The organism is Rahnella sp. Larv3_ips (genome assembly GCF_003697865.1).
In the GTDB taxonomy this organism is placed as follows: Bacteria; Pseudomonadota; Gammaproteobacteria; order Enterobacterales; family Enterobacteriaceae; genus Rahnella; species Rahnella rivi.
Genome location: NZ_MJIB01000014.1, coordinates 343,344 through 355,412, shown reverse-complemented (window position 1 = coordinate 355,412; position 12,069 = coordinate 343,344). Strand labels below are relative to the sequence as shown.

General features: G+C 51.1%; 12 protein-coding genes and 1 pseudogene. 8 read left to right on the top strand and 5 right to left on the bottom strand.

Going from position 1 to position 12,069, the window contains the following annotated elements:
• Positions 1–7 precede the first annotated feature (7 nt).
• On the top strand, positions 8–1,426 hold the full coding sequence (locus ED901_RS18255; RefSeq protein WP_122096790.1) for a gamma-aminobutyraldehyde dehydrogenase: 1,419 nt from the start codon (positions 8–10) through the stop codon (positions 1,424–1,426).
• Positions 1,427–1,872: 446 nt separating this feature from the next.
• Here the strand turns inward: ED901_RS18255 and ED901_RS18250 are convergent.
• Positions 1,873–2,011: pseudogene (locus tag ED901_RS18250) on the bottom strand (DNA polymerase III subunit theta).
• Between the two features lie 35 nt (positions 2,012–2,046).
• On the bottom strand, positions 2,047–2,415 hold the full coding sequence (locus tag ED901_RS18245; protein ID WP_122096789.1) for a hypothetical protein: 369 nt from the start codon (positions 2,413–2,415) through the stop codon (positions 2,047–2,049).
• 499 nt (positions 2,416–2,914) lie between these two features.
• Here ED901_RS18245 and ED901_RS18240 point away from each other — a divergent pair, with 499 nt between their 5' ends.
• Positions 2,915–4,474, top strand: a complete 1,560-nt coding sequence (locus ED901_RS18240) for a DUF1176 domain-containing protein (RefSeq protein ID WP_122096788.1) — start codon at positions 2,915–2,917, stop codon at positions 4,472–4,474.
• 63 nt (positions 4,475–4,537) lie between these two features.
• Here the strand turns inward: ED901_RS18240 and ED901_RS18235 are convergent, their stop codons facing one another.
• The 3 genes from ED901_RS18235 to ED901_RS18225 all read right to left on the bottom strand — a co-directional run bounded on the left by ED901_RS18235 (position 4,538) and on the right by ED901_RS18225 (position 6,354).
• Positions 4,538–4,900, bottom strand: a complete 363-nt coding sequence (locus ED901_RS18235; RefSeq protein ID WP_122096787.1) for a hypothetical protein — start codon at positions 4,898–4,900, stop codon at positions 4,538–4,540.
• 249 nt (positions 4,901–5,149) lie between these two features.
• Positions 5,150–5,749 (bottom strand): tellurite resistance methyltransferase TehB, encoded by a 600-nt coding sequence (gene tehB, locus ED901_RS18230; RefSeq protein WP_122096786.1) that lies wholly within the window; start codon positions 5,747–5,749, stop codon positions 5,150–5,152.
• Between the two features lie 77 nt (positions 5,750–5,826).
• The gene (locus ED901_RS18225; protein WP_122096785.1) at positions 5,827–6,354 is read right to left on the bottom strand and encodes a GNAT family N-acetyltransferase; all 528 of its coding nucleotides are present in this window, start codon (positions 6,352–6,354) and stop codon (positions 5,827–5,829) included.
• 375 nt (positions 6,355–6,729) lie between these two features.
• Here ED901_RS18225 and ED901_RS18220 point away from each other — a divergent pair, with 375 nt between their 5' ends.
• From ED901_RS18220 to chbG, 6 genes are all read left to right on the top strand, one after another.
• On the top strand, positions 6,730–7,053 hold the full coding sequence (locus ED901_RS18220; RefSeq protein WP_056779975.1) for a PTS sugar transporter subunit IIB: 324 nt from the start codon (positions 6,730–6,732) through the stop codon (positions 7,051–7,053).
• A 123-nt stretch (positions 7,054–7,176) separates the two neighbouring features.
• Entirely contained in the window at positions 7,177–8,535 is a 1,359-nt protein-coding gene (gene chbC / locus ED901_RS18215) for a PTS N,N'-diacetylchitobiose transporter subunit IIC (RefSeq protein ID WP_122096784.1), read from the top strand.
• Between the two features lie 63 nt (positions 8,536–8,598).
• Positions 8,599–8,946 carry a PTS N,N'-diacetylchitobiose transporter subunit IIA gene (gene chbA, locus ED901_RS18210; RefSeq protein WP_056779981.1) on the top strand — a complete coding sequence of 116 codons (348 nt, stop codon included), beginning with the start codon at positions 8,599–8,601 and terminating at the stop codon, positions 8,944–8,946.
• A 14-nt stretch (positions 8,947–8,960) separates the two neighbouring features.
• Entirely contained in the window at positions 8,961–9,797 is an 837-nt protein-coding gene (gene chbR / locus ED901_RS18205; RefSeq protein WP_056779985.1) for a transcriptional regulator ChbR, read from the top strand.
• A 63-nt stretch (positions 9,798–9,860) separates the two neighbouring features.
• A complete protein-coding gene (locus tag ED901_RS18200) occupies positions 9,861–11,204 on the top strand; it encodes a 6-phospho-beta-glucosidase (protein ID WP_122096783.1) in 1,344 nt (447 codons plus the stop codon).
• A 45-nt stretch (positions 11,205–11,249) separates the two neighbouring features.
• Positions 11,250–12,008 (top strand): chitin disaccharide deacetylase, encoded by a 759-nt coding sequence (chbG, locus tag ED901_RS18195; protein WP_122096782.1) that lies wholly within the window; start codon positions 11,250–11,252, stop codon positions 12,006–12,008.
• Positions 12,009–12,069 lie beyond the last annotated feature (61 nt).

Sequence of the window (12,069 nt, the reverse complement as noted above, 5' to 3'; positions counted from 1 at the left end):
ATAACTGATGCAAACGAACATGCTGATTAACGGTGAGCTGGTGGCCGGAGAAGGAACGTCACTGCCGGTTTTTAACCCGCATACCGGGCAGGAGATCGTCCGTCTGGCGCAGGCCAGTGAACAACAAACCCGTCAGACGGTCGATCTGGCGCACAGCGCATTTACCGACTGGGGCCAGACCACGCCGAAAACCCGTGCGGAACTGCTGCTGGCGCTGGCAGACCGCATCGAAGAAAACGCCGAAGCGCTGGCAAAGCTGGAGTCGCTGAACTGCGGTAAGCCTTTTCATCTGGCGCTGAATGATGAAATTCCGGCGGTGGTTGACGTATTCCGCTTCTTTGCCGGTGCCAGCCGTTGCCTGAGCGGATTAGCCGGCGGCGAATATCTTGCCGGGCATACGTCAATGATCCGCCGCGATCCGCTGGGCGTGGTGGCCTCCATCGCCCCCTGGAATTACCCGCTGATGATGGCCGCGTGGAAAATCGCTCCGGCGCTGGCGGCAGGCAACTGCGTGGTGATCAAACCTTCCGAAATCACCCCGCTGACCGCGCTGAAACTCGGCGAACTGGCGCGGGATATCTTTCCGGCTGGCGTGCTGAACGTGCTGTTTGGCGACGGTAAATCGGTCGGCAGCACGCTGACTCATCACGATAAAGTGCGGATGATTTCGCTGACCGGTTCCGTCTCTACCGGCGAGAAAATTGTCGCTCAGGCGACCACCGGCATCAAACGCACGCATATGGAACTCGGCGGCAAAGCGCCGGTGATCGTTTTCGATGACGCCGATATCGACCAGGTGGTGGAAGGCGTGCGCACGTTCGGGTTCTACAACGCCGGACAGGATTGCACTGCCGCCTGCCGCATCTACGCGCAAAAAGGGGTGTATGCGCAGCTGGTGAAAGCGCTGGGCGAGGCCGTTTCCACCCTCAAACTGGGCACCGATGAAAGCAGCGAAATGGGCCCGCTGGTGTCGGCAGCGCATTTAGAGCGGGTGGAAGGCTTTGTGCAGCGGGCGAAAGACGTCGCACATATTCAGGTCATCACCGGTGGCGAACGGGTGCGCGGCGAGGGGTATTATTTCCAGCCTACGGTGCTTGCCGGTGCGCGTCAGGAAGATGAAATTGTGCAACGCGAAGTGTTCGGCCCGGTGGTCAGCGTGACCGAGTTTGATACGGAAGAGCAGGTTCTGGCCTGGGCAAATGAATCCAACTACGGGCTGGCATCTTCCGTCTGGACGCAAAACATTGGTCGCGCCCACCGCCTGAGCGCGCGTCTGCAATACGGTTGCACCTGGGTGAATACCCACTTCATGCTGGTCAGCGAGATGCCGCACGGGGGACAAAAACAATCCGGCTACGGAAAGGATATGTCGATGTACGGGCTGGAAGATTACACGGCGATTCGGCATGTGATGATAAAACACTGAGAAGAGGGTAACTGGCTGTAATAGTTAACTATTCTATTCCGGCCAGTTTCTTATGGGGCATCTGTGGGGCATTGAAATCGAGATTCTGATTGAGGAGGGCGATTTGGTCGCCATTTTGTTCAGCCATCCATTTTCCATAAACGCTGAATACCATCTGCGCATTTGTGTGCCCCATCTGACTGGCAATAAAACTTGGGTTGGCTCCGGCACATAGCAAATGCTCTTTGTCGGATGAACCCCGGTCACGGATGGATTGAAGAAAAACGTGCAAATATCAGTTCGATGCTTTCCATACTCCCTTAGGTTCACAACCCCCTCCTTTTGCTCCCGCATGCGTGTGAATTGCATCTGGCTTTTCAGCGCATTTATTGCCGGGTGTGAATAGACCCAGGTTTCGTAGACACTTTTTTGCCTCATAACGGAGGCTTAATGAAGGAGTGTTTATGTCAGCCAAAACGTTCCCTGAGGTATTCACGCAGATGCTCAGGCTGTTCACGCTCGATGATCATCAGCGATGACCGGCTGGTTGTATCGCTCTTTGAAAGCAACGCCGCCCGCAGCTAAATCCACGTTGATTTTGTCCATTTAGTCTTTGGGCAGGTCAGCAAGATTGTATGACATTACTTTGCCTCAGAATCAGCGATGATTTGACGAATTACCATCATGTTGCCGCCGTTCGTGTTGAACATAAATCCATTTGACAATCGAGAGGCTATGGTTGCTTTCTGTACAATCTGACCACCATAAGAAATGGTCATTGTTTTGCCAATGTTCATTGTGGTGATTTCAGACAAGGGTTGAGAGCACGGCGACATAATCTCTAAATAAACACCACTATTGACCGTTTCTTCATTTTCATTATTTTGAACTTGCTTGATGCAAGAGGCTGGAATGGTGAGGTGTTGACCCATTACCTCCAAATCAAAATCTTTAAGAGAGGCGGAAGACAGGGCAGGTATAAGCATTAAAGCTAATGGTGAAATACGCATTGAGATTCCTTTCAAATTTATATGCATCGATTATAGCATCAGGCTTCCGTGCCATAAGGGCTAAGATTCTTTGCGACAATAAATGGCTATGGGGTTGCTGATCCGGTCCTTATGCCGTGCTTCATATACAAACCCCTTGCCGATCAGCGGTATAACAGAAGTGTCTCCGACCGGACTTTCCTCAGCATGTTACTCATGCTTATGCTGTATGCATAAGCAGTATTTTGTGGGGTAGCTTATGGGTGGCGAAGATTTGGGATTTGATGTTGTGTTGCGCGGACAGACTCGCAATCACATCATGCCGGGTACATACATGTTCTTCCAACGGCTAAAGGTGCACGGCGGGTGATTCTGGCTGGGTCAGGCATACGATGACTGGTTTGGGGTTGTGATGCCGCCACCCGGACAGGGAATGTATCACCCGCCGGAGGCGCTGATTTTAAAGTCGTTACGTTTCAACTAGTATGGCTCGCACAAAAAACTTTCCTCAGGGACGACCATGTTACGCACGGCACTCATCGTATTTTTAAGCGCCTTTTCAGTTTCTCTTTTTGCCCAGGATAATGAGGGTCTGCGTTTTACCCATAAAGACTGGTTGCTGGTGTGTAAGGATGTACATCTCTGTCATGCCACGGGAAGGATGAAAGGGGGCAACACGGCGTCCGTTTTGCTCACGCGAAAAACAGACGCTGCCGGGCAGGCGAGCGTCAGCCTGATTTTTTCCGATACTCACCCCTCAGACAATTCCCCGCAGCTGATTCTCGGCGGTCAGGCTGCCGGCATATTAACCCGCGAAGAGAACGGGCAGTTTGCCTTCACGGCGTCACAGGTCAGTGGTGCGTTACAGGCACTTCTTCATGATAAGCAGATTCAGATCGCGCAGCCGGATCAGGCTGCTGACCTCTCAGGTGAAGGGATTAATGCCGTCTTGCTTAAAATGGATGACTTCCAGGGGCTGCTGGATACGCCAGCCGCCTTCGTGCCAAGAGCCGACGCCACATCAAAACCGGATGACGACAGTGCCGCGCAGGATGAATTATTCGCCGCGCTGCAAAAGGAAAAAAACCAGAACAATCAGATGCCTGTCGAAACGCTGATGAGTCGTTACGCCAGCCCGGAAACGCAGGTGACCCGGTTTGATATCACCTACGAGGGGGAGGGAAAAAACACACTGCCAAAGAAAAAGCCCTCAGCGGATATCACAGATGACGAATGGCAGGCATTTCAGAAATCTAACGTGGTCGTCTTTACAGAAAACCAAACGGCCAGTTATACGCTGGCGGATCTCGACGGGGATGGCAAACGGGATCTCATTATTGATGCCTATATCGGGGGCACCGGCATATTCACCTATACCGGGATATTGAAAAGAGGAAAGGGCACCTTTTATTCCACCGTGAAGGCCGATCCGGATGCTTCGGTGCCCGGTTATTTGTATTCAACCAACGCACGCGGCGCAAATCAGGCGGGCTACTGGATCAGACTCAATAAGCAGATTTATCTCGCCTACCGGGTCAGCTATTTCGGCGTGGACAATATTTATCTGCTTCGCCCCTTCAGCCCCAACGCCAGCGTGGCAAAAATAACGGTCACGTACCGCTATGCGCTTTCGGTCACCTCCCCGGATCCGCGGGATAAAGAAACGCCCTGGCTGACGTTATCGGATAAACAAAAAGTCAGCGTCGGGAAAAGTTTAGCCGCTTTGCAGGCGCATCAGCCCAATGCAGGCAGTTCTGCTTCGCCAGCCGTTTCGGTCTGTCCGGTGCCGCCGTCTCTGAGTAAAAATGAAGCCGGGTTTTATGGCCGTTCGCCTGTGCCGGGCTATGAAGTACAGGCTATCGGCGATATTCCGGTGTGGATCGATGACCAGTGTTATGTCGGCGGCGTGTACAGCCATTTTGGCGACTACTCACCGAAAGAGGGCGTAGACATCATGCTTTATGTGTATTCGCCGCAGCAGGATGGGGAGTTGAAAGGGGATATTTCAGTTTTCGGTAAACGGGAAGTCGTTGCGATCCAACGCGCCCGTGGTGTGGTGGAAGGGGATAACGGAAGGTAGGAAAACAAGGTGTTGATGAAGCAGGGAGTGGGCCGCTCCCTGCTGAAGCATCATCAGAGAGAGTTATTCTGCCGTGACAGAGGCGATCTTTTTGCGGGCAATATCGATAAACAAAATACTGGAAGCAAAAGAGATCCCCGAACCAATTATCATTGAAAGAAGATATGAGGTGACGTAATTATATTCTTTGTCTATCAATGTAAGTTGCTCTGAAATTAAATCAATATTGTCAATGGCATATCCCCTGGCTGAATAGAGGCCAAACCATAATGCGCCGCAGACAATAAAGCAGGTGTAACAGACATAAGTGAATTTCTTGTCGATATATTCAAGGTAAAACTTAGGGTCGGAGTAAGCCATCTTAAGAAGACCTAAAAAACAGCCCAGATAAATACCGATCAACCACTTCATGACGTCCCAGTTCATACGTATCTCTGAATGTTGCCGCGCTAGGCGACGAATAATAAAAAGAAACCCTGTTCTGAACCGCTTTGGCCGCGAGAAAAACAGAGTCATTAAACGTTAATGGTATGATTTTACAGAGTATTTAAAGAATTGACGCGCGGTATTATCACACGGACGTCAACACTCTGGCAAGAATGTTCAGGCGAGAATTCTGGCGGGGGATCACCGGGAAAATAAGGGCTGGCGACGCGTGCGCCAGCGCTATCCGTCTTACATTTTCTTCGCCAGCAAGGTGGCAAAGCGAAGCTTGTAGCGGTTGCCGTTTTCGTCACGTTTATGCAATTCGCCAATATCCTCGTTGTATTTCACGATTTCCCAGCCTCGATAAGCGTGGCGCAATTCATCGGGCTTAAAGGTAAACGGGAAGGGCAGCGGGCAAGGATAATCCGGGCTGTCCATCGCGGCGACAATCAGGTTGTACCCGCCGGTTTTGGTGGCCGCGTGCATGTCCTGGAGAATGTGCGGGATGCTGTCGCGTTGCAGAAACATCATGACCACGGTGGAAAAGATGAAATCGTATTCGCCGCTGAAACGGTGCGTGTTCAGATCCTGTTCGCTGATGGCGATATTGTGCAGAGATTCCGCCGCAATAATGTCATTCACTTTCGCCACGCTCATGGCGTTGTTGTCCCAGCCCGTCACATCAAAGCCTTTCAGGTTGAGATATAACGAGTTACGCCCGCTGCCACAGCCCAGATCCAACGCTTTGCCCGGCTGAACATAACCGGCTGCATGGATGATTTCTGAATGGGTGCGGGTTAGGCCGTATTTTTCGGTGTAGTAATCTTCTGGCGCAGGTTGCTGGGTCATGCCCTGTATTCCTTAAAGTGAGATCGATTGCCAGCGATTATCCTCCAAAATCTCCCCCGCGCCATGACTCTTAATGGTCAGCGCAACGTGCGCCGGTCGGTTTGCCGGTAAATATAACTGCCCGTGCCGTGCACAGGGTCGCCCTCAAAACCGACTTTTTGCATCCCGATTTTTTCCAGAACGCGCTGGGAAGCCAGATGGTTTTCGCGCACGGTGGCGGAGATCCGCGGTATTCCCAGTTTCTCAAAACCCGTATTGAGCGCCACGCTGGCAAACTCCGTCGCCAGCCCTTTTCCCCACGCCGTGGTGGCGAAGCGGTAGCCAAGAAACACCCGGTGATTCTCGTAGCCTTCACGGACTCCCAGCCCGCCAAACCCGATGACGTCATCGGGTTTATGGTTCAGCGTAATCGCCCAGTGGCCGAAGCCGTGCTCCGGCCATTCGCGTAACCAGCCGCTCAGTTTTTCCTGTGCCGCCGCCCTGTCCGGCAACGGGCCGCGCGGGTTGAACAGATTGGTCTGCGGATCGCCGTAAATGGCAAAGAGGGAATACAGGTCAGCGTCTGCAACCGGACGCAGCAATAACCGCGATGTCTCAATGATCATAGTGACGTTTTTCCTCCTGTGAGATGACTTCAAGCTTAGCCGCACCGGGGCGCGTCGTCATCCGGCGCGGAAAAAATCACCCCGCCGGTCTGCAAAGGGATCTGCCGCACACTTTGGCGCGTGAGCAGCGTTCAGGGCTGCGGTGTTATTTTCCATCGTCAGTTATTTGCCCAAAATGTGAAGGGAGTCATAAGCAATGGTCAAGGAGAGACAATTTTTAACTTCTCAGAATTATCACCTGCTAAAGTGATGCCGTATACTCGACTCAAGCAGAGACAATTCGTATTACATCTTTTTTCGTTTAAATGCCCATTTGGCAGCAATGCAGGAACGCTTGTCTGGCCTGCAATCATAACTGGATATGAGGGTTTCATTATGGAAAAGAAAGTCATCTATTTGTTTTGCTCGGCAGGCATGTCCACTTCATTGCTGGTGACTAAAATGAAAGTGCAGGCCGAAAAATACGAAGTGCCGGTCATTATTGAAGCATTCCCGGAAACACTGGCCGCTGAAAAAGGGCATGCGGCGGATGTGGTACTTCTGGGGCCACAGATTGCTTATATGTTGCCGGAGATTCAAAAAGTATTACCGGGTAAACCGGTTGAAGTGATCGATTCTGTGCTTTACGGCAAAATCGATGGTTTAGGTGTTTTGAAAGCCGCCGTTGCTGCCATCAAAAAAGCCGCCGCCACTCAGTAAGCGTAAATTTTTAGCGATACCTTGTCCTTTTTTACATTGAATTACTTTAGTCAAAGAGAAATCCAGTCAAAGAGCGAATTTCATACCCTGGCCGCCGAAGGGCGGCATTAAAGGAACACGCGAATGAGTAAAGTTATTGATTCCCTGGAGAAGATACTTCTTCCTTTTGCCGTTAAAATTGGTAAGCAGCCGCATATTAATGCCATCAAAAATGGTTTTATTAAATTAATGCCGCTGACCCTTGCCGGTGCCATGTTCGTTTTAATTAATAACGTTTTTCTGAATTTTGGTGCCGGTTCTTTCTTCTATTCCTTAGGCGTGCGTTTAGATCCTTCCACGATTGAAACCCTGAGTGGTTTAAAAACCATCGGTATTAATGTCTACAACGGTACGCTGGGTATTATGTCGCTGATGGCGCCGTTCTTTATCGGCATGGCTTTAGCCGAAGAACGTAAAGTGGATTCCCTGTCGGCGGGGTTATTAGCCGTTGCCGCCTTTATGACCGTCACACCTTACAGCGTAGGTGAAGCCTATGCGGTAGGCGCGAACTGGTTAGGCGGTGCGAACATTATTTCCGGTATGGTGATCGGATTAGTGGTCGCCGAAATGTTTACGTTTATTATCCGCAGAAATTGGGTGATTACTTTACCCGAAAGCGTGCCGACCTCTGTCGCCCGCTCATTCTCTGCGTTAATTCCCGGCTTTATCATTCTGTTTATTTTCGGTGTGATTTCCTGGCTGCTGGGATTATACGGCCACAACTTCCACCAGATTATTATGGATTCCATCTCCAAACCGCTGGCCTCTATGGGCAGCGTGGTGGGCTGGGCATACGTGATCTTCAACTCCCTGCTGTGGTTCTTTGGTGTCCACGGTTCTCTTGCGCTGACCGCGCTGGACAACGGCATCATGACCCCGTGGGCGCTGGAAAATATCGCGCTGTACACCGAATACGGCTCAGTGAGTGCTGCCATTGACGCGGGTAAAACGTTCCACTTCTGGGCGAAACCGATGCTCGATTCCTACATCCTGCTGGGCGGTTCCGGTGCGACGTTAGGTTTGATTATCGCCATTTTCATTGCCTCACGCCGTGCGGATCACCGCCAGGTGGCAAAACTGGCGCTGCCGTCAGGCATCTTCCAGATTAACGAGCCTATCCTGTTTGGTTTACCGATCATCATGAACCCGGTCATGTTTATTCCGTTCGTGCTGGTGCAACCCATTCTGGCGGCCATCACGCTCGCGGCTTACTCCATGGGCATTATTCCGCCGGTGACCAACCTGGCGCCCTGGACCATGCCGACCGGCCTTGGCGCTTTCTTTAACAGTAATGGCAGCATCGCGGCATTGTTAGTGGCCTTGTTTAACCTGGCTGTCGCCACGCTGGTTTACATGCCTTTCGTTATCCTGTCGAACAAAGCGCAGGAGATTATTGAAGAAGAAGAAAGCGAAGAAGATATCGCTGCCGCACTGAAATTCTAATCTGACCCGCAGAGGGCGGGCGCGTCCTTCCCTCTGCCCACTGGCTATCAAGGAGAGATTAAGATGATTGATTTAGACAGCATCGCGGATACGCAAGACGAGATGCAGGAACTCGAAGAAGTAGTCATGGGGTTAATTATTAACTCCGGACAAGCGCGCAGCCTGGCTTACGGTGCGCTGAAAAAAGCCAAAGAAGGCGATTTTGAGCAAGCCAAAGCGTTAATGGATCAGTCACGTTTATCGCTCAATGAAGCGCATCTGGTGCAGACGAAGCTGATTGAAGACGATATGGGCGAAGGCAAAATGAAAGTCAGCCTGATCCTGGTTCACGCGCAGGATCACCTGATGACCTCGATGCTGGCACGCGAGTTAATCACGGAACTCATTGAGCTTCACGAGAAAATAAAATAACGTAGGGAGTGATAATGCAGCCACCGGTATTGAGCATGGAAATCAAGACAGCACGCGAAAATCAACTCTTCGACGGTCAGAATTTCCATATGTTCATCTACAACAAAGTAGAAAGCATTTCCGGGTTGCATGAACATGATTACTACGAATTTACGGTGGTATTGACGGGCCGGTATTATCAGAGTGTGAATGGCAAACGGGTGCTGTTAGAGCGCGGCGATTTTGTCTTCATTCCGCTGGGTTCGAATCATCAGAGCTTTTATGAATTTGGCGCGACCCGAATATTGAATGTCGGGATCAGCAAAGCTTTTTTCGAACAACACTACGCCTCATTATTACCGGCACATTTTATTGCCTCACAAGTGTACAAAATTAAAACTGAATTTCTGACTTATATTGAATCGGTGGTGGCTTCGCTGAATTTCCGCAACGGGGAATTTAATGAATTTCTGGAGATGGTGACGTTTTATATCGTGAACCGGTTACGTCACCACAGAGAATCAGAAGCCACAACGGATGCGCCAGCCTGGTTAAAGGTGGCGGTTGAGAGAATGCATGATAAAACGCAGTTCGGTGATAAAGCCTTATCGAACATGGTGGCATTATCCGGTAAGTCGCAGGAATATCTGACCCGCGCCACGCAGCGTCATTATGGAATGACGCCGATGCAGATTATCAATGAAATCCGAATTGATTTCGCGAAAAAGCAACTTGAAATTACCAATTACTCGATCACGGATATTGCCTTTGAATCCGGATATAGCAGCCCGAGTATGTTTATCAAGAACTTTAAAAAGCTGACTTCATTTACACCGAACCATTACCGAAAGAAATTGTGCAGTATTAATTAACGCTCAGGTTTATTTTATATTTCTGTTTAAATTTGCAGTGCAATCACTTGCACGGGAGTCCCTATGAGCAAAAAACTGAAAGTCGTCACCATTGGTGGCGGGAGCAGCTATACCCCGGAATTACTTGAAGGCTTTATTAAACGTTACGAGGAATTACCGGTTTCTGAATTATGGCTGGTGGATGTCGAGGCCGGAAAAGAGAAGCAGGATATTATTTTTGATCTCTGTGTGCGCATGGTGAAACGCGCCGGTGTGCCGATTGCGATCCACAAAACCCTCAACCGCCGTGAAGCGCTGGAAAATGCGGATTTCGTTACCACGCAATTGCGTGTCGGTCAGTTAAAGGCGCGCGAGCTTGATGAGCGGATCCCGCTGAGCCATGGGTATCTGGGGCAGGAAACTAACGGCGCAGGCGGGTTATTCAAAGGTCTGCGCACCATCCCGGTCATTTTCGACATCATCAAAGACGTTGAAGAGATTTGCCCGAACGCCTGGGTCATTAACTTCACCAACCCGGCGGGAATGGTCACGGAAGCCGTCTTCCGTCACACTCAGTTCAAGAAATTCATTGGCGTGTGCAATATTCCTGTCGGCATGAAAATGTTCATTCAGGATGTGCTGAAACTGACTCCGCAGGACGTTCTGTCCATCGATCTTTTCGGCCTGAACCATATGGTGTTTATCAAAGATGTGATTGTTAACGGTGAATCACGCTTTGCCGAACTGCTCGACGGCGTAGCCTCCGGCACGCTTACCGCCGGCTCGGTGAAAAACATCTTTGATCTACCTTTCAGTGAAGGCCTGATCCGCTCGCTCAACCTGCTGCCGTGCTCTTACCTGCTGTATTACTTCAAGCAGAAAGAGATGCTGGCGATTGAAATGGGTGAATTCTACAAAGGCGGGGCGCGCGCATCCGTGGTGCAAAAAGTTGAGAAGCAGCTGTTCGATCTCTACAAAGATCCTGAGCTGAGCGTCAAACCTAAAGAACTGGAGTTGCGGGGCGGGGCGTACTATTCCGATGCGGCCTGCGAAGTGATCAGCGCGATTTATAACGATAAGCAAACCGAGCAGTACGTCAATTTCCCGCACAACGGGCACATTGATAATATTCCGGCGGAGTGGGCAATCGAAATGACCTGCACCATCGGGCGCGACGGCGCGACACCGCATCCGCGCCTGACGCATTTCGACGATAAAGTCCTCGGGCTGATCCACACCATCAAAGGCTTTGAAATCGCGGCCAGCGAAGCGGCACTGAGCGGCAAATTTAATGATGTGCTGCTGGCGCTGAACCTCAGCCCGCTGATCCATTCAGATAAAGATGCCGAAGTGCTGGCGCGGGAAATGTTGCTGGCGCATGAGGCGCTGCTGCCAAACTTTGCAGAAACGATTGCCGCACTGAAATAACCCGCCGCCTTCCCGGTGCGGGAAGGCGATGCAAAAGGGAAAATCATGGATAAGTTACTGATTGTGAATGCCGATGATTTCGGACTTTGCAAAGCGCAAAACTACGGCATTATCGAGGCATGCAACAACGGCGTTGTGCGATCGACCACGGCGATGGTCACCATGGCGGCGGCGGAACATGCCGCCGTATTAAGCGCATCCCACCCGCAGCTTGCCGTCGGGATGCATTTTGTCCTGACGCTTGGAAAACCGCTTTCACCGATGCCAGGTCTGGTCCGAAACGGTGAACTGGGCAAATGGATTTGGGAAATGGCGGAGGCCGGAACGCTGCCGCTGGATGAAATCGCGCATGAACTGGAATGTCAGTTCGCGCGCTTTATCGACGTGTTTGGCAAAGCGCCGGTGCATATCGACAGCCATCATCACGTGCACATGTTCCCGCAGATTTTCCCGATAGTGGAGGCGTTTGCGAAACAGAAGGGCGTGCCGTTGCGCATTGACCGCGACGAAATCCGCAAAGCGGACATTCCTCTGAGCGGCGCGAAGAGCACAGACGGTTTCGACAGCACGTTTTACGGAGAGGCGATTTCAGAAGCGCTGTTTCTGCAAACGCTGGACAACGCCACACAGCGCGGCGACCGTTCCGTTGAGATCATGACGCACCCTTCGTTTATCGATAACACGCTTCTGGCGAGTAAATATTGTTACCCGAGGCTGGCAGAGCTGGATGTATTGACGTCTGTGTCGCTGAAATCCGCGATTACTCAGCGCGGTTTCCGGCTGGGATCATTTAAAGATTTATAAGCCCTGTAAAAACACAAAGGCCGCCGCGGGCATATTGCTCACGGCGGCCTTTTTGCGGGTT

Bases quoted from the DNA above. Each gene is read 5' to 3' on its own strand.
- ED901_RS18255 (WP_122096790.1), top strand. From the start codon at position 8: ATGCAAACGAACATGCTGATTAACGGTGAGCTGGTGGCCGGAGAAGGA.
- ED901_RS18245 (WP_122096789.1), bottom strand. From the start codon at position 2,415: ATGCGTATTTCACCATTAGCTTTAATGCTTATACCTGCCCTGTCTTCC.
- ED901_RS18240 (WP_122096788.1), top strand. From the start codon at position 2,915: ATGTTACGCACGGCACTCATCGTATTTTTAAGCGCCTTTTCAGTTTCT.
- ED901_RS18235 (WP_122096787.1), bottom strand. From the start codon at position 4,900: ATGAACTGGGACGTCATGAAGTGGTTGATCGGTATTTATCTGGGCTGT.
- tehB (WP_122096786.1), bottom strand. From the start codon at position 5,749: ATGACCCAGCAACCTGCGCCAGAAGATTACTACACCGAAAAATACGGC.
- ED901_RS18225 (WP_122096785.1), bottom strand. From the start codon at position 6,354: ATGATCATTGAGACATCGCGGTTATTGCTGCGTCCGGTTGCAGACGCT.
- ED901_RS18220 (WP_056779975.1), top strand. From the start codon at position 6,730: ATGGAAAAGAAAGTCATCTATTTGTTTTGCTCGGCAGGCATGTCCACT.
- chbC (WP_122096784.1), top strand. From the start codon at position 7,177: ATGAGTAAAGTTATTGATTCCCTGGAGAAGATACTTCTTCCTTTTGCC.
- chbA (WP_056779981.1), top strand. From the start codon at position 8,599: ATGATTGATTTAGACAGCATCGCGGATACGCAAGACGAGATGCAGGAA.
- chbR (WP_056779985.1), top strand. From the start codon at position 8,961: ATGCAGCCACCGGTATTGAGCATGGAAATCAAGACAGCACGCGAAAAT.
- ED901_RS18200 (WP_122096783.1), top strand. From the start codon at position 9,861: ATGAGCAAAAAACTGAAAGTCGTCACCATTGGTGGCGGGAGCAGCTAT.
- chbG (WP_122096782.1), top strand. From the start codon at position 11,250: ATGGATAAGTTACTGATTGTGAATGCCGATGATTTCGGACTTTGCAAA.